A 17489-nucleotide genomic window follows, 5' to 3' on the forward strand; every position below is an offset into this window, starting at 1 on the left:
GGGAGGGGCGAAGCACCCCTCCCCCGCCGACGTTAGACTTCGTATTCGTGCAGCCAGAAGGCGTAGTCGGGATTCTCACCCTTGACCACGCCGAAGAACTCGGCCTGGAGCAGCTTGGCCAGCGGACCGGCCTTGCCCTCGCCGATGGTCCGGCGGTCGATCTCGCGGATGGGGGTGATCTCCGCGGCGGTGCCGGTGAAGAAGACTTCGTCCGCGATGTAGAGCATGTCGCGGCCCAGGGTGGCCTCGCGGACCTCGTAGCCCAGGTCGGCGGCCAGGGTCATGACCGAATCGCGGGTGAACCCGCCGAGCACGTTATGCAGCGGCGGAGTGTAGAGCACGTCGTCCTTGACCATGAAGATGTTCTCGCCGGAACCTTCGGCCACGTAGCCCTGCGGGTCGAGCATGATGGCCTCGTCGTACCCGTCGGCCACGGCCTCGGTCTTGGCCAGCACGGAGTTGACGTAGTTGCCGCAGCTCTTGGCCTTGGTCATCATCACATTGACATGGTGGCGGGTGAAGGAGGAGCACTTCACGCGAATGCCCTTTTCCAGGGCTTCCTCGCCGAGATATGCGCCCCAGGGCCAGGTCGCGATGCAGACCTGGATGGGGTTCTGGCCAGGGTGAACGCCCATGGCGCCAGCCCCAACGAAAACCAGGGGACGGACATAGCCCGCCTTGAGGCCGTTGGCCTTGAGGGTGGCCACGGTGGCCTCGACAAGCTGGTCGCGGTCGAACGGAACCTTCAGGCCGATGATCTTGGCCGAGTCCAGGAGACGCTCCATATGCTCTTCCAGCCGGAACACGGCGGACTTGCCGTTGGAGCACTCGTAGGCCCGGATGCCCTCGAAGACGCCGGTGCCGTAATGCAGGGCGTGGGTCAGAACGTGGACGTTGGCCTCGTCCCAGGGGACGAGCTTGCCGTCGAACCAGATTTTGTCGGATTTCTGCACCATAATATACTCTTCCTCCCGGATGGCCAGCGGTGCCTGGATAAAGTGGGGATGCCCGGGAGACTTCTCCCAGGAAAGATTCGAAGGCTAAAGAATTCGAGCTCCGAGGTCAAGGAGGACAGGCGCTGCGCCTACTCGCCCAAGGCGGAGCGATACTCGGCGAGGGTGCCGTCGTCGCGCATGGAACGGAGCCCGGCATTGAAGTCGCGGAGCAGCTTTTCGTGACCGGGACGGGAGCGCGGGAAGCACAGATAGAGGGGCTTGTTCGCCAGGGGCGGGTCGAGAAAATCCACCTCCGCCTGCCTCGTCGGATACATTTCGGAAAGGAGCCGACGCCCGACGTACTTGTCCGCCACCACGAGATCGACCCGGTGGTTCATGAGCATCTGAAGCCCCAGGGAATCGCTGGTCACGTACTGCTTGTGAAGATAGTCGGCCGAATCGATCTCCGGAGTGTTCACGTAGCCGCGCACCACGGCGATGGTATAGAGGCGCAGATCGCGCACCGTCCGAAAGCTGATTTCGGAATCGGCCAGGGCGAAAAGTCCGAGCGGCCCCCCGGGAAAGGGATCTGAGAACTCGAACCGGTCTTGCAGCTTGGGGTCGAGATATTCGGGACCATAGGCATCCACCTCGCCATGGCTGGCCCTGTCCAGCACCCGCACCCAGGGCAGAAAAAGAAAACGCACCTCATGCCCGGCGCGTGCGAATGCCTCCCGGACGACCCGGCCCACGTAGCCGTTCTCCGGCAGCGTGCTCCCGACGTACGGCTCCCATTCCAGGGTGGCCACCACCAAGTCGGAGCAGAAGGCGACCCGCCCGGACAGGAGAATGCAGGCGCACAGCAGCAGGGAGATGCATATTCGGCAGAACATTCCCTCTTCTCCATAAGGCAAATTTCCGGACCATGTACACCGTATCCGAATCCCAAACAGGTGGCAACGCGGGGCAAGCCGCAATTCCCCTTTGACACGCGCCCGTTCCGGTGGATAGAAATATCAATTCAACCTTGATCCCTTGAACCCAAAGGAGCCGGACGTGCAACAATTTGCCCGGGTGCATCGCCTCCCCCCGTACGTGTTCGCCACGGTCAACGAACTGAAGCACTCCATGCGCAAGCAGGGTGTGGACATCATCGACCTCGGCATGGGCAACCCCGACGTGCCCACCCCCAAGCCCATTCTCGACAAGCTCACCGAAGCGGCTTACCGCCCCGGCAACTCCCGCTACAGCGCATCCAAGGGCATCAAGGGCCTGCGGAAGGCCATCACCGACTGGTACCGCCGCCGCTACGACGTGGACCTGGACATGGACATGGAAACCTGCGTGACCATGGGAGCCAAGGAAGGACTCGCGCACCTCGCCCTCGTCATGCTCAGCCCCGGCGACGTGGTGCTCGCGCCCGACCCGGCCTACCCCATCCATCCCTTCGCCTCGATCATCGCCGGCGCGGACGTTCGCCGCGTGCCCATCGGTCCGGACCGGGACTTCTTCGAAGATCTGGAAGTGGCCATCCGCCACACCTGGCCCAAGCCCAAGCTGCTGATCATAAACTACCCGCACAACCCGACCACGGTCTGCGCGGACATCCCCTTCTTCGAAAGGATCGTGGACTTCGCCAAAGAGCACAATCTCTACGTCATTCACGACCTCGCCTACGCGGACTTCACCTTTGACGGCTACGAGGCTCCGAGCTTCCTTCAGGCCAGGGGCGCCAAGGACGTGGGCGTGGAATTCTTCTCCATGACCAAAAGCTACTCCATGGCCGGCATGCGCGTGGGCTTCTGCTGCGGCAACCGCGACATGGTCCAGGCCCTGACCCGCATCAAGAGCTATCTCGACTACGGCATCTACAACCCGATCCAGATCGCCGCGGCCTGCGCGCTCAGCGGCGACCTCGGCGATGATCCCAGGTTCACCGCCGAAGACATGGACAAGGCCGTGCGCGACATCATGGACATCTACAAGGACCGCCGCGACGCGCTCTGCGAAGGGCTGAACCGCGCGGGCTGGAACGTGACCCCGCCCAAGGCGACCATGTTCCTCTGGGCCGAGATTCCCGACGAGTTCAAGCACCTCGGCTCCGTGGAGTTTTCCAAGCTGCTCATCCGCGAGGCCGAAGTGGCGGTTTCGCCGGGACTCGGCTTCGGCGCCTACGGCGACGACCACGTGCGCTTCGCCTTTGTGGAAAACCGCCACCGCACCAATCAGGCCTGCCGCAACCTGAAACGCTTCTTCGCCAAGGGGTAAGCATGGAGACGGTCTATATCGGCCTCGCCGGATTCGGCACGGTGGGATCCGGCCTGGCCAAAATCCTGGAGAGCAACGGGGACTGGATCGAGCGCAGGCTCGGCAAGCGCATCGCCATCAAGAAAGTGCTGGTGCGCGACCTGAACAAGGCCCGCGCCGCTTCCCCCGGACCGGAGGCGACCTTCACCGCCGATCCGGCCGAACTGATCAACGATCCGGACATCTCCATCGTCGTGGAACTCATGGGCGGCGTCGACGCCGCCCGTTCCCTGATCACATCGGCCCTGGAAAAGCGCAGGCATGTGGTCACGGCCAACAAGCACCTGCTCGCGGAACACGGGCCGGAGCTTTTCGCCCTGGCCGCGAGAAACGGCCTCGGCCTGTTTTATGAAGCCAGCGTGGCCGGGGGCATCCCGACCATTTCCACTTTCCGGGAAGCCCTTGCGGGCGACCGCATCAGCGAGGTGGTCGGCATCCTCAACGGTACGGCCAACTACATTCTCTCCGAAATGACCGTGAACGGCCTGGACTTCAACACCGCGCTGAGCCAGGCCCAGGATCTGGGCTACGCCGAATCCGACCCGACCCTGGACATCGAAGGCCACGACACGGCCCACAAGCTCGTGGTGCTCATCCGTCTCGCCTTCGGGCTGGACTACCCCCTGAAAAAGCTGCCCGTGCGCGGCATCACGGGCGTCACGCCGCAGGACATCACCTACGCCCGCGAATTCGGCTATCGCATCAAGCTCATTGCCGAGGCCCGCGAAGTGGACGGACAGATCGAAGCGGGCGTTTTTCCGGCCCTGGTTCGCTACACCTACCTTCTGGCGCGCGTCGGCGGCAACTACAACGCCATCCGGCTCACGGGCAACGCCGTGGGACCGGTCATGCTCCACGGCCAGGGCGCGGGCGACCTGCCCACGGGATCGGCCGTGCTCGCCGACATCATGGCCCTGGTGCGCGGCCCGCAGGAACCGGACAACACGGGCTTCCGCAACGCGCCCCTGGCCCCCGCGCCGATTCTCCCGCCCGACCAGGCCGTGTGCATGCACTACCTGCGGGCCACCGTGGAGGACCGCACCGGCGTCATGGCCAGCATCGCCCAGGCCATGGCCGACAACGGCGTATCCATCGCCCAGGCCGTCCAGAAGGGAGACAGCGAAAACGGCTCGGTCTCCGTGGTCTTCATCACTCACGACGCCAGCGCCACCGCCATGAGCAAGGTCATCGCCGACATCGACGCCATGGGCTTCACGGTCAAGCCCACCGTGCATTACCGCATTCTGTAACTCCGAACCGCCGAGGAGCAGTTTTTTTCATGAGCCCCAAAGCAAGCAAGGTTCTTTTTCTCATCGCCGACGGATTCGGCGACTGGCCTCTGGATGAACTGAACGGCCGGACCCCCATCGAGGCCGCTGAAACCCCGCACCTGGACGAACTGGCCCGGACCGGCATTCTCGGACGCTGCAAGACCATCCCCCAGGGCATGGCTCCCGGCTCGGACACCGCGAACATGTCCCTGCTCGGATTCGACCCGGCCCGCTACCACACCGGCCGAGGCCCCATCGAAGCCGCGGCCCAGGGCCTGCGTTTCGAGCCGGACGACCTCATCTGGCGCATGAACCTGGTCAACCTGACGAGCCTCGCCGACGACGGCGTCATGCTCGACTATTCCTCGGGCCACATCACGACCCCGCAGGCAGCACCGCTCATCGAAATGCTTCAAGCGGAACTGGGCGACGAGACCTTTTCCTTTGTTCCGGGCGTACAGTATCGGCATCTGCTGATCCAGAAAGGCGGAGCCAACGGTCCCGACGCCAGGCTTTTCGTCAACCCGCCCCACGACCTGACGAACAAGTCCATCGCTGCGGACGTGGAGGCTTTCGCCGCCAGCCCGGAACTCGACCGCATCGTGCGGCGCGCGGCGGAATTGCTGGCGGGTCCGGAAAACACCACGAAAGCTCGATCCATCTGGCCCTGGGGCCAGGGTGGACCGCTGCTCCTGCCCGACTTCCGGGAGACATTCGGTCTGCGGGGTGCGGTCATTTCCGCCGTGGACCTGATCAAGGGGCTCGGCCTGGCCTCCGGCATGGAAGTGCTGGAGGTGGAAGGTGTCACGGGCCTGCTCGACACCAACTACCAGGGCAAGGTCGATGCGGCCCTGGCCTTCCTGGAACACGGCGATTTCGTTTTTCTCCATGTGGAAGCGCCGGACGAGTGCGGCCATTCCGGCATCGCCGCGGACAAGGTCGAGGCCATGCGCCGGTTCGACGCCCGCATCGTCGGCCCCCTGCGCGAGTCTCTGGCTGGACAGGACATCGTCTGGGTCGCGGCCTGCGACCACTACACGCCCATCGTGGAACGGACCCACACCACGGACCCGGTGCCCTTCCTGCTCCAGTTCCCGGGGTGCACTCCTTCCGGCCCGGAGAGCTTCAGCGAGGCCCAGGCCGATTCCACGGGACTGATGATCGAAGAAGGGCACGCGCTGCTGCCCTGGATACTGCGCCAATCCGGAGCGGCAAAATGACCAAGCCTTTTCCGGATCCGGATTGCTGGTACGAGCATTTTGTCTCCTACGGCGAAACAGATGCCATGAAGGTGCTTTACTACGCCGAATATCTGCATCTTTTCGAACGCGCCAGAAGCCGGTTCATCCGAGAGCGGGGCATGAGCTACGCCGAGGTCGAAACAAGGGGATTCTACCTCCCCATTCGCGAAGCCTCCTGCAGATACCGCGCCCCGGCGCGCTACGACGACCGGATCTTCATCCGCTGCGGAATCTCGGAATGGAACCGCGCATCCCTTAAGTTTATCTATGAAATGTACGATGAAAACAAAGCCGTCCTCCACGCCACGGGCATGACGGAACACGCCTGCGTGAATTCGGAAGGGCGCCCGGTACGCATTCCGGAATGGCTCCGGCGGATGTTCACGGGAGCCGACGCATAAGACCACAGCCAATCGTGCGCGCAGTCTGCGATTTTGATCCCCAGCCCCAGCCACACACCAGCATACTGAGGAAATCATGTTCAAGAATCTCCCCATCGCCCTCAAACTTGGTCTCGGCTTCGGAGTGGTCCTGCTGCTTTCGGCCACAGTGGCCCTTGTTTCCCTCGTCGTTCAGGGCCGCCTCGCAAACGGCTCCACCGCCTCGAAACTGAACGCCCAGATCGTGCAGCACATGCTCGAAGGCCGCGTTTCCATTCTCTATTACCTCTGGAAGCAGGACGACAAGTATATCGGGACGTTCGGAAAACAAATCGACCAGCTGCGGGACTCCGCGGACAAGGCCGAGGCGCTGGCCGCCACCCCCGAAGCCGTGGCCCGTCTCCAGGATATTCGCACCAATGCCGAAGACTACAGGCGCATGCTCGGCGAACTCCAGGCGCAGGAAACGGACTTTCAGCAAAACGTCGTCCGGGCCGCTGAGATCGGCGGAAAAGTCAACGACATCGTAGAAACCCTCTCCCATGAAATATCCGCTGAATTCGAAAAAGCGCTGAACCAAGGCACAGCCTCGCGGAATCTGGCGGACTTGTACGCGCTTTCGCAGCAAATCCAGAGCCTCCACAGGACGTTCCTCAAAGCGCGCGCCGAAGTGCTCTATTTCCTCTGGCAGGGCGATGCCGAACGCCTGAATGCCGGAAAACAAGATTTGCTCGAAGTGGCGGCTCAAGCTCGTTCGATTTTCGAAGATGCTACCGGCGAGATCCAATCCCTGGCCACCCAGCTCCAAAAAGCAAACACCTCCTACATGGAGGAGCTCGCGAAATTCGGCCGGAGCGCGGAAGCCAAGAACAGCCTGGTCAAGGACATGGCCGCCAAGGGCGTCCAGGTCGGCGATCTCTCCGACGCCGCCAACGCGGCCCAGATGCAGCGCATGGACGACCTCGTCAGCGGCTCCCGGCTTCTGCTGCTGTCCATCTCCGCGCTTTGCCTGCTGGTCGGAGCCTTCCTGGCAATGCTCATCGCCAGGGCCATCACCCGCCCCGTGAACCAGGGCGTGAATTTTGCCAAGGCCATGTCCGAGGGCGACTTCAGCACGGAAATGGAAGTGCGCCAGCGCGACGAGGTCGGCAAGCTCGTCACTTCGCTGAACAGCATGACCATGCGCTTGCGCGGCGTGGTCGGAGAAGTGCTGGCCTCCGCGGACAACCTCGCCTCCGGCGCGGAACAGCTTTCGGCCACCTCCCAATCCGTGGCCCAGGGTTCCACGGAACAGGCGGCCTCGGTTGAGGAAATCGCTTCGAGCATGGAGACCATGACCCACTCCATCCGCCAGAATTCCGAAAACGCCCAGCGTACGGATGAGATCGCGGGCAAGGTGGTCAAGGACGCCGAGCACAGCGGCGACGTTGTCCGCCGGAGCGTCGTGGCCATGCGCGACATCGCGGACAAGATCACCTTCGTCGAGGAAATTGCGCGCCAGACCAACCTGCTGGCCCTGAACGCGGCCATCGAGGCGGCGCGGGCGGGGGAACACGGAAAAGGCTTTGCCGTCGTCGCCGCGGAAGTGCGCAAGCTGGCCGAACGCAGCGGCAAGGCCGCTGCCGAGATCAGCCAGGTTTCGGCTCATACCATGCAGACCGCCGAAGAGGCGGGCACCCTGCTGGACGGCCTCGTGCCCGCGATCCGCAAGACCGCGAGCCTGATCCAGGAAATCGCGGCCTCCTCCCGCGAGCAGGACCGCAGCAACACGCAGATCAAGCGCGCCGTGGACCAGCTCGACGACATCGTGCAGCAGAATGCCTCCGCGGCCGAGGAAATGGCCTCCACCTCGGAAGAGCTCGCCAGCCAGGCCGAGGAACTTCGGCAGTTGATGGGTTTTTTCAAAATCTCGGAATCCGACAAGGCGCCCCGCAGAAAAAGCATCGGCAGCGTCTCCAGGCGCGCTTTGCACGCCTCCGGCACCCGGAAGGAAGACGACCTCGCCGAAGATTCGGAATTCGAACGCTTTTAAGCTACTCCGGCCGATGCGGGCGAGCGCCCGCATCGGCCTTGATTACCACGTCAGGTCGGGTATGTTTTTGAAATGTACTACGATGTCCACACACACGCATTTCATCCCAAAATCGCTCACAAGGTAACCGCCCAGCTCCAGGACCACTACGGCATCCCGCCTGTCGGCTCCGGAACGCTGGAGGATTTGCTGGAACGGGAACGCAAGGCCGGCATCGACCGCTTTTTCCTGCACACCGCCGCGACGGACCCGGCCCAGGTCATCCCCGCCAACAACTGGGCCATTGATCTGCATTCCAAACATGCGGAAGTGGTGGCCTTCGGAACCATGCATCCTTCCTTCGATGAGCCTGAAAAGGAATTCGACCGTCTGGAGAGCAAAGGCATCCAGGGCATCAAGTTCCATCCGGACTTTCAAGGATTCCGGCTCGACGACCCCGCGTTCTACGAGCTCATGGAAATGATCAACGGCAGGTTTCTGCTGATGTTCCACGTGGGCGACACGCTGCCCCCGGACGAAAACCCCAGTTGTCCGCGCAAGCTCGCGGCCATACGCAGGGCCTTCCCCAAGTCCCGGATCATCGCGGCCCATCTCGGCGGATATCAGCACTGGAAATACGTTCCCGAACATCTCTGCGGCCTGGACATCTGGCTGGACACCTCCAGTTCCCTGCCGTTCATCAGCGACGCCGAACTGGCCGCCATTTTCGACCGCCACCCGAAAGACCGCATCCTCTTCGGCAGCGACTATCCGCTCTTCGACCCCAGCGAGGCCATGCACAGGCTGCAAACGCGATTGAAACTCTCGGACGCGCAGCTCGAAACGCATCTGAGCGCGGCCCAGTCGCTTTTCTAGCCCGTCCAGCCACGGTTCCAAGCGCCGCGCCCGGCCAAGCCCCAGCTGCGCGTCGGCTCCTCCCCGCCCTCCGCTGCGCCATGCTCCGGGCTTTTGCCGTTCATGGACGCAGAAAGTCCGTTCATCTAAAAACTTTGTCACTCTTACGACAATCTGGTATTTTTCCTCTGCATCGCCATCCACGTCAGCCGATCCTTAAAGGAGGCATACATGAGCAAAAATTCCATCTGCGCCTGGCAAGAGCTGGCGCTGGGCTGCGCCGTTGTGGAGCCCGGCAACGCTTCGCAGCTCCGCACGGGCGACTGGCGCACGCTCATCCCGGTATTGAATGAGGAAGAGTGCATCAAGTGCGGCATGTGCGCCGTGTACTGTCCTGAATTCTGCATCTCGGAACGCGAAGACGAATTCTACCGGCCCGACTTCGACTACTGCAAGGGCTGCGGCATCTGCGCCAACATCTGCCCCAAGGACGCCATCAAGATGGTGATGGAGGAAAAATAGGATGCTCAAACGAGTCGGTATCGAAGTTTCCCTGGCTGTGGCCGAAGCGGTCAGGCTTGCCAGGGCTGACGTCATTTCCGCCTATCCCATCACCCCGCAGACCCACATCGTGGAAGAGCTTTCCCATTACGTGGCCAACGGCGAACTGGACGCGGAATTCATTCCCGTGGAATCGGAGCACTCCGCCATGAGCGCGGCTGTCGGCTCGGCAGCAGCCGGTGCGCGCACCTACACGGCCACCTCCTCGCAGGGATTGGCCCTGATGCACGAAATCCTGTTCATCGCCTCGGCCATGCGGCTGCCCATCGTCATGACGGTAGCCAACCGTTCCCTTTCCGGCCCCATCTCCATCTGGAACGACCATTCGGACATCATGGCCGAACGTGACATCGGCTGGGTTCAACTTTTCGTTGAAGACGGCCAGGAAGCTCTCGAACTTTCCATGGCGGCCTTCAAGATCGCCGAAGATCATCGCGTGCTGCTGCCGACCATCATCAACATGGACGGCTTCATCCTCACGCACATGATCGAACCCATCGAATTCCCCGACCAGAAGACCGTGGACGCCTTCTTGCCGCCTTTCGAGCCCGCCATGCGCCTCGATCCGGCCCACCCCGTGAGCATGGGACCGGTGGGTGTGCCCGAAGTCTACCTGGAAGCTAAAAAACAGTGCGAGCAGGCTCTGCTCGATTCCAAGCCCGTGGTCAAGGAAGTGCTCGACGAGCTGAACGAACTCTTCGGACGCGACTACGACCTCGTGCAGACCAACGGCAAGGACGGCGCGGAAACCCGCTTCGTGACCATGGGCTCGCTCGGCGAATCCGTCTACACCGCCGTGGAGGCCCTCAATGCCGAGGGCAAGGACGTGGGCCAGACCCGCATCCGCCTCTGGCGTCCCTTCCCGGTGGAGGAATTCCTCGCGGCCTGCAAGGGAGCCAAGCGGCTCATCGTCATCGACCGGGCCATCTCGCCCGGATCGGTCTGCGGCCCCGTGGCCCAGGAGCTGAAAAGCGTGCTCTACGGCCAGCCGAACGCGCCGGAAATCGTCAACGTCATCTGCGGCATCGGCGGACGCGACGTGCCCATCGAGGAATTCAAGGAAATCTACGCGCTGGCCCAGGCGGGCAAGCTGGAAAAAACCTACACGCTCTGGGGGTTGAACAGCAATGCTTAGAGACATCGACCTGAGCGGCTACAAGAAGATCACCGCCAAGAACATGCCCAAGGAATCGCTGGTCGCTTCCGGGCATCGCGCCTGCCAGGGCTGCGTCGAAGTGCTGGCCATGGGCATGGTCACCAAGGTGGCCGGGCCGAACACCGTGGTGGTCAACGCCACGGGCTGCATGGAAATCATCACCTCGCCCTACCCGCAGACCGCCTGGAAGTGCCCCTGGATCCATGTGGCCTTCGAGAACGCCTCGGCCGTGGCCTCCGGCATCGAATCCGGACTCAAGGCTCTGCGCCGCAAGGGCAAGATCGGAGACAATCCCAACGTCATCGCCTTCGGCGGCGACGGATCCACCTTCGACATCGGCTTTCAGTCGCTCTCCGGCGCCCTGGAACGCGGTCACAACTTCCTCTACTGCTGCCTGGACAACGAGGCCTACATGAACACCGGCGTGCAGCGGTCTTCCGCAACGCCGTACGGTGCCTCCACCACGACCTCGCCCGCTGGCAGGGAGTCCATCGGCCAGCAGACGCAAAAGAAGAACATGCCGCTGATCTGCGCGGCCCACAACATTCCCTACGTGGCCACGGCGAACCCCGCCTACCATCTCGACCTGATGAACAAGGTCCAGAAGGCCCTGGCCGTGGACGGTCCCGCGTACATCCACATCTACGCGGTCTGTCCCACGGGCTGGGGCATCAAGGGCGAAACCGGCATCGAGATCGCCAAGCTGGCCACGGAAACCAACTCCTTCCCGCTCTACGAAGTGGTCGGAGGTCGGTTCAACTTCACCAAGCAGATCAAGAAACCGAAGCCGATTCTGGACTATCTCAAGCCGCAGCGCCGCTTCCGCCACCTCACGGAAAAGGACGTGGCCTACATCCAGAAACAGGTGGACGCGGACTACGACTACCTGGAGCGACTCGTGCGGGCAACCAACGACGCCCCCGCCGAATAGCCGCTTCCGCGCACCGGACAACGCCACCACATGGGGAGCCTCTGCGGCTCCCCTTTTTCATGAGGCGCGGCATCGTCACACGCTTCCCTCGCTGGATTTCCTTGCATGACGGCCCCACTCTGCTAGGCTCGGCGCATGAACACCCCGATCCGAACCCTGATCCTGCCCGCTGCCGGCTTTGGTACGCGAATGCGCCCCGTGGATCCGAACCTGCCCAAGGAACTGCTTCCTCTCGGTCCGCGCAGGGTCATCGAGCACGCCCTGCTGGAAGCAGCGGACGCTGAAATCAGAACCGTTGTGGTCATCATCAGAACCGGCAAGGAAATATTGAGAGATCATCTCGAAAACTGCGCGAAGAGGATCCGGATTATCTTCGTGCATCAGGACAGGCAAACCGGAGAGGGCGACGCCATCGCCCAGGCGCGCGAGCATGCCGGGAGCGGGCCTTTCGCCGTCCTGTATCCCGACAACGTGGGACATCCGGCCCCTGGAATGCTCCGGGAGGTCTGCGAAGCGTTTGATCGAACCGGCAAGGACACCGTGGCCCTGATGCGGGTGACGCCGGACAATGCGCCCGGCATCGGCAATTCCGGACGCGTGCGGCTTGGCCCGCCCTGCGATAAAACGACCTTGCGGCCCATTCTGGAGTTCCTGCCCAAGGGGCCGGGAAGCTATCCGCTGCACAACGCCCAGGAATGGCGCACATGCGGCCTTTTCGTCACGCTTCCCCATTTCTTTGATTACATTGAACTCGCCAGACAAAAAAACCTCGTCGGCGAACTCACGGACGGGAAAATTCGCAGAGTCATGCTGGCGCAGGGCGTGGAATTTTTCGGCTGCCCGCTTGCCCGCACGGTCTTCGACGTGGGCAATCCCACAGGCTACGCAGGGCTGAACGCCCTGCTCGAAGACTCGGAGCCCGCGATTTTCTGATTTCCGGCACGCCGGGTCAGGACGCATTCAGCAGCATTCCGGCCTGTTGGTTCTTGCGCATGGTCCGGCCCGACCTGGCAGAAGCGCAAAAAAAAAGTGAAGACGACCGTCAAGCCGTCTTCCCTTTCATTCGCCGCTTCGTGCGAAGCACAGCGGCAAAGAAGTCTACTCCTCCTCCACTCCGGCCATCATCAATCCGATGCGGCGGACCTTGTCCTTGTCCGAAGCGGAGAACAGATCCATGAATTTGCCGCGATAAATCACGGCGATGCGGTCCGCGAGCTGAAGCGCCTCGTTGAGGTCGCCGGTGACGAGCAGGATGCCCGCCATTTCCCGCGCGGCCAGCAGGTGGTTCCAAACCTGCTCCGTGGCTGCGATGTCCAGGCCCTGCGTGGGCTGCTCGGCAACGATGAGTCGCGGGCAGCGGTAAAGCTCGCGCGCAAGCACGGACTTTTGCAGGTTGCCGCCCGACAGCTGCCAGGCCAGCGCGGCGATGCGGCCGGGGCGGATGTCGTATTTCTTGATCAGCTCGGAGGTGTCGCGGGCGGCCTTTTTCTTGTCCAACCAGGGACCGCGCGCAAAGCCCTGGCGGGTGGTCAGCAGCAGGTTGTCCACGAGGTCGAGGTTGCGGCAGGTGGCCAGCCCCAGCCGGTCCTCCGGAATGTAGGCCAGGGAATTTTTCCAGGACGACTTGGCGTAGAAGTCGCGCCAGCGCTTGCCCATGATGAAGAGCGTGTTCGCGGGCGGCTTCTGCAGGCCGCAAATGGCCTCGACAAGCGCTTTCTGCCCGTTTCCGGCCACGCCGACGATGGCCACGATCTCTCCCTGGCGCAGCGTGAAGTTGATGTCCTCCAGGCCGATTCCGGTGAGGTTGCGCACTTCCAGGACCGTATCGCCTTGCGCAACGGGCTCCCGCTCCACTTCCAGGAGCACTTCCTTGCCGACCATGCGGCAGGCCAGATCGGCCTTGGAAGTAACCTCGGATTCGGAGAATTCGCCTTCGATCCGTCCTTGCCGGAGAATGGCGATTTCGTCGGCGACGGCCAGCACCTCTTCCAGCTTGTGGCTGATGAAGACGATGGCCTTGCCCTGACCGGCGATCTTCCAGAGCGCCTCGAAAAGATGGAATGTTTCCCTGGGCGTCAGCACGGCCGTGGGTTCGTCGAAAATGAGCACCCGGCTGTCGCGGTAGAGCAACTTGAGAATCTCCACGCGCTGCTTTTCGCCCATGGAAAGCGTGGAGACGCGCGCTGCCGGATCGATATCCAGACCGTACCGCTCCGAGAGCACGCGGACGCGCTCGCGCATTTCCTTGGGATTCAGGAAGAATCCGCCTTCCTGGCCCAGAAGGACGTTCTCGGCTACGGTCATGGACTCCACGAGCATGAAATGCTGGTAGACCATGCCGATTCCGGCCTGAATGGCGTCGCGGGAGGAAGTGAAGCGCACGGGTTTCCCGTCCACCTCGATGCTGCCGGCATCGGGCTGGTAGCGCCCCGCGAGCATGCTCATGAGCGTGCTCTTGCCCGCGCCGTTTTCGCCGAGCAGGGCCTTGACCCTTCCCGGATAGATCTCCAGGGAGATGTCGTCGTTGGCGACGACCTTGCCGAAACGCTTGGTCAACCCCTTGATGCTCACCAGGGGGGCACCCTGATGCGGCACGGTGCGCTTGCTTCGATCCAGTTGCTTGAGCAGGTTGGCGACATCCATTGATCAGCCCTCCGGCTCGATGTTCACGCCCAGCGCGCCCGGCCCCTGGGAACGGCGCTTGCCCTTCCAGGCGGAGAGGACCAGCACGATCACGGTCAGGGCATACGGCAGCATGAGCAGGAATTGGGGAGCGAGGGCCGTTCCCGTAGCCTGGAGTCGCAACTGAAAAGCCATGACGCCGCCGAAGAGATAGGCGCCGACCACGGCGCGGAACGGCCGCCAAAATGCGAATATGACCAGGGCCACGGCAATCCAGCCGCGCCCGCCGGACAGGCCGGTGGTCCAGAGATGCGTGTAGGCCAGCGAGAGATACGCCCCGGAAAGCCCCACCAGAAAACCGCCGCCCGTAACGGCGAACCAGCGCAGCCGCTTGGGATTCAGCCCGGCTGCCGCCGCGGCGGCGGGCATTTCTCCCACGGCGGTCACGGCGAGGCCCAGCCGGGTGCGGCGCATGAAGAACCAAAACGCCACCGGCAAAAGATAGGACATGTAGACCAGGACGTTATGCTTGAAGAAAATTGGTCCGAGCACGGGAATGGAGGACAAGCCGGGAATGGCCCAAACATTGAATCCGGATGTGTTCAGTCCGATGTAGGGCGTGCCCATGAACTCGGTCAGGCCGCCGCCGAGAATGGTCAGCGCCAGACCGGACACGACCTGGTTGCCCAGGCAGGTGATGGTCACGAAGCCGTGCAGCGCGGCCATGAGAAAGCCCGCCACGCCTCCGGCCAGCAGTCCGAGCCAAGCCGACCCCGTGACCAGGCAAACCATGAAGGCGGCAAACGCGGAAACGCTCATCATGCCTTCCACGCCGAGGTTGAGGACGCCGCCTTTCTCGGAAAGCATCTCGCCCAGGGTGGCATAGAGCACCGGTGTTCCGGAATGGACAGTGGCCGCCAGCAGGGCGACGATCAATTCGAAATTCATTCCTCGCCCTCCCTGCGTCGCTCAATGGTGTAGGTGCTGAAGAACTGCGCCGCCAGCACGGTGAGAAGGATCAACCCTTCCATGATCACGCCGAAGGCCGCGGGAATCTGCAATTCTATCTGAAGGTTTTCCGCGCCCACGCGCAGGGCCGCGAGCAAAAAGGCGACCACGGCGATGGCCAGAGGTTGAAGCTGCGCCAACCAGGCAACGACGATGGCCGTATAGCCGTAACCGGCCATGACGCTCGGCTGAAGACGGCCGACCACGGCGGAAATCTCGAGCGCTCCGGCCCAGCCCGCGAGCGCGCCGCTCACGCCCATGACGAACATGACCAGGAAGGAATACGGCAGCTTGGCATACCTCGCCACGCGCGCGCCTTCGCCGCTGGCCTTGAGCTCGTAGCCGAGGCGGGTGAAGCGCATGAAGGCCCAGACCGCGAATCCGCACGCCACGCAGAGAGCGATTCCCCAGTGAATCCGGCCATACATCTTGCCAATGAGGGCGGCGGAACTGAATTCCGGAGACACGGGAAATCCCGAAGGATCCTTCCAGACGCGCAAGACGAGGTAGTCGATGAGCAGGATGGCAATATAGTTGAGCATCAGGGTGGAGATGATCTCGTTGACCTTGAGCCTCAGGCGCAAAAACGCCGGGACCAGTGCCCAAAGGCTGCCCAGGACCAAGGCCATGAGGAACATCAGGGGGATCAGCACCCAATGCGGCAGTCCGGGAAACGTCAGCGCCATCCAGGAAGCACCGATGGCGCCCAGGGCGAATTGCCCCTCCGCGCCGATGTTCCAGATCTGCATGCGAAAGGCCACGGCCACGCCGAGAGAACAGAGGAAGATGGGCACCGCCTTGAGCAGCGCCTCCTCCAGGGCCCAAGTTTCACCGAAGGTCCCTGCCCACAGCACCTGCATGCCCTGCCAGACGGACTTGTCCTGCCAGAGCAGCAGGAGCGCGCAGATGGAGAGGGAAAAGAGCAGGGCGCCCGGAAAAGTCACCAGGGCGCCCCACTTCCAGGGTTCTTCACGTTTCCTTATGCGGAACGTGCTCATATCACTCAGCTTTGTTTAGTCGATGCTGCCGACGACACCCTCGACGAAGTACTTCATGCCGAGCAGTTCGCCGTCAGTGGGGGTGGCGCCATCAGCGACGACAACCTCACCGGCCTGGTTCTTGATCGGGCCGCGGAAGACGATGTCGTTGCCTTTCTGCAGCTCGGCCTTCTTCTCGGCCACAAGAGCCTTGACATCTTCGGGAACCATCGGCCCGAAGGGCGCGATGTCCACGATGCCGCGCTCCATGCCGTACCACAGGGACTCCCCGCCATGCCACTTGCCGTCGCGAATCTGCTCGACGACTTCCTGGTACAGCGGTCCCCAGTTCCAGATGGCCGCGGTCAGGTGCGCCTTGGGCGCGAAGGCGGCCATGTCGGAGTTGTAGCCGACGCAGTACGCGCCGCGTTCTTCGGCGGCTTCCTGCGGGCCGGGGGAATCCTGATGCTGGGTGATGACGTCGCAACCGGCGTCGAGCAGGCTGATGGCGGCATCCTTTTCCAGAACGGGATCATACCAGGTGTTGGTCCAGACGACGCGGACCTGGGCCTGGGGGTTCACGGCGCGCACGCCCAGCGTGAAGGCGTTGATGCCGCGGATGACTTCGGGAATCTGCATGGCGGCCACATAGCCGATCTCGTTGGACGTGGTCATGGAGCCGGCGACCAGTCCGGTGAGATAGCGGGCCTGATACATGCGGCCAAAATAGTTGCTGGCGTTGGGCGCGGTCTTGAAGCCCGAGCAGTGCATGAACTTCACGTCCGGGAACTCGGAAGCGACCTTCATCATCGGATCCATGAATCCGAAGCTGGTGGCGAAGATCACGTCGAAACCCTTGCGGGCCATGTTGCGGATCACGCGTTCGGAGTCCGGGCCTTCGGCCACGTTCTCGGCAAAGGCGGTCTCGACCCAGTCGAGCTTGTCGATGTACAGACGGCCCTGGTCCTGGGCATAGGAATAGCCCGCGTCGCCAATGGGGGAAACATAAACGAAACCGGCCTTGACGGTCTTGGCCTGCTCGGCGGCAGCCGGAGCCTGTTCCGTGGCCGGAGCCTGTTCGGCGACCGCAGCCTGTTCGGCGGGAGCCTCGGCTTTCTTTTCCTCGGCCTTTTCGCCGCAGCCCGCAAGCGCGCCCGCAAAGACCGCCACCATCAGGACGGCCAGCAGAACTTTCCACACCTTCATCATCGCTCTCCTCCAGAGTGTTCACATA

The 17489-nt window shown here is 62.7% G+C and carries 16 protein-coding genes; 10 read left to right on the top strand and 6 right to left on the bottom strand.

The window, feature by feature from the left end:
• Positions 1-32 precede the first annotated feature (32 nt).
• Positions 33-956 carry a branched-chain amino acid transaminase gene (locus tag G452_RS0108265; protein WP_022661781.1) on the bottom strand — a complete coding sequence of 308 codons (924 nt, stop codon included), beginning with the start codon at positions 954-956 and terminating at the stop codon, positions 33-35.
• 128 nt (positions 957-1084) lie between these two features.
• Positions 1085-1828, bottom strand: a complete 744-nt coding sequence (locus G452_RS18635; RefSeq protein WP_022661783.1) for a substrate-binding periplasmic protein — start codon at positions 1826-1828, stop codon at positions 1085-1087.
• A gap of 163 nt (positions 1829-1991) precedes the next feature.
• Here G452_RS18635 and G452_RS0108275 point away from each other — a divergent pair, with 163 nt between their 5' ends.
• The 10 genes from G452_RS0108275 (at position 1992) to G452_RS0108320 (ending at position 12581) form a co-directional block, all read left to right on the top strand.
• Positions 1992-3203 carry an aminotransferase class I/II-fold pyridoxal phosphate-dependent enzyme gene (locus G452_RS0108275; RefSeq protein WP_022661784.1) on the top strand — a complete coding sequence of 404 codons (1212 nt, stop codon included), beginning with the start codon at positions 1992-1994 and terminating at the stop codon, positions 3201-3203.
• Between the two features lie 2 nt (positions 3204-3205).
• A complete protein-coding gene (locus G452_RS0108280; protein ID WP_022661785.1) occupies positions 3206-4492 on the top strand; it encodes a homoserine dehydrogenase in 1287 nt (428 codons plus the stop codon).
• A gap of 29 nt (positions 4493-4521) precedes the next feature.
• The gene (locus G452_RS0108285; protein WP_022661786.1) at positions 4522-5733 is read left to right on the top strand and encodes a cofactor-independent phosphoglycerate mutase; all 1212 of its coding nucleotides are present in this window, start codon (positions 4522-4524) and stop codon (positions 5731-5733) included.
• Positions 5730-6155, top strand: coding sequence for an acyl-CoA thioesterase (locus tag G452_RS0108290; RefSeq protein WP_022661787.1), 426 nt, complete (start codon positions 5730-5732; stop codon positions 6153-6155). The genes G452_RS0108285 and G452_RS0108290 overlap by 4 nt, the downstream gene beginning before the upstream one ends.
• 76 nt (positions 6156-6231) lie before the next feature.
• On the top strand, positions 6232-8166 hold the full coding sequence (locus tag G452_RS18640) for a methyl-accepting chemotaxis protein (protein WP_022661788.1): 1935 nt from the start codon (positions 6232-6234) through the stop codon (positions 8164-8166).
• 72 nt (positions 8167-8238) lie between these two features.
• Complete coding sequence (locus G452_RS0108300) at positions 8239-9021, top strand: amidohydrolase family protein (protein ID WP_022661789.1); 783 nt, start codon at positions 8239-8241, stop codon at positions 9019-9021.
• A 210-nt stretch (positions 9022-9231) separates the two neighbouring features.
• Complete coding sequence (locus G452_RS0108305; protein ID WP_022661790.1) at positions 9232-9522, top strand: 4Fe-4S binding protein; 291 nt, start codon at positions 9232-9234, stop codon at positions 9520-9522.
• A gap of 1 nt (position 9523) precedes the next feature.
• The gene (gene porA, locus G452_RS0108310; RefSeq protein WP_022661791.1) at positions 9524-10696 is read left to right on the top strand and encodes a 2-ketoisovalerate ferredoxin oxidoreductase subunit alpha; all 1173 of its coding nucleotides are present in this window, start codon (positions 9524-9526) and stop codon (positions 10694-10696) included.
• Complete coding sequence (porB, locus tag G452_RS0108315; RefSeq protein ID WP_022661792.1) at positions 10689-11648, top strand: pyruvate synthase subunit PorB; 960 nt, start codon at positions 10689-10691, stop codon at positions 11646-11648. Before porA ends, porB begins: the two co-directional genes overlap by 8 nt.
• A 135-nt stretch (positions 11649-11783) precedes the next feature.
• Entirely contained in the window at positions 11784-12581 is a 798-nt protein-coding gene (locus G452_RS0108320) for a sugar phosphate nucleotidyltransferase (protein ID WP_081650537.1), read from the top strand.
• A gap of 165 nt (positions 12582-12746) precedes the next feature.
• On the opposite strand, the gene G452_RS0108325 is transcribed toward G452_RS0108320, so the two are convergent.
• The 4 genes from G452_RS0108325 to G452_RS0108340 are packed head-to-tail and all read right to left on the bottom strand — an operon-like array spanning position 12747 to position 17464.
• Entirely contained in the window at positions 12747-14291 is a 1545-nt protein-coding gene (locus G452_RS0108325; protein WP_022661794.1) for an ABC transporter ATP-binding protein, read from the bottom strand.
• Positions 14292-14294: 3 nt separating this feature from the next.
• Positions 14295-15218, bottom strand: coding sequence for an ABC transporter permease (locus tag G452_RS0108330; RefSeq protein WP_022661795.1), 924 nt, complete (start codon positions 15216-15218; stop codon positions 14295-14297).
• The gene (locus G452_RS0108335) at positions 15215-16276 is read right to left on the bottom strand and encodes an ABC transporter permease (RefSeq protein ID WP_022661796.1); all 1062 of its coding nucleotides are present in this window, start codon (positions 16274-16276) and stop codon (positions 15215-15217) included. Before G452_RS0108335 ends, G452_RS0108330 begins: the two co-directional genes overlap by 4 nt.
• A gap of 15 nt (positions 16277-16291) precedes the next feature.
• On the bottom strand, positions 16292-17464 hold the full coding sequence (locus G452_RS0108340; protein WP_081650538.1) for a BMP family ABC transporter substrate-binding protein: 1173 nt from the start codon (positions 17462-17464) through the stop codon (positions 16292-16294).
• Positions 17465-17489: the final 25 nt, after the last annotated feature.

Source organism: Paucidesulfovibrio longus DSM 6739, from assembly GCF_000420485.1.
Lineage (GTDB): Bacteria > Desulfobacterota > Desulfovibrionia > Desulfovibrionales > Desulfovibrionaceae > Paucidesulfovibrio > Paucidesulfovibrio longus.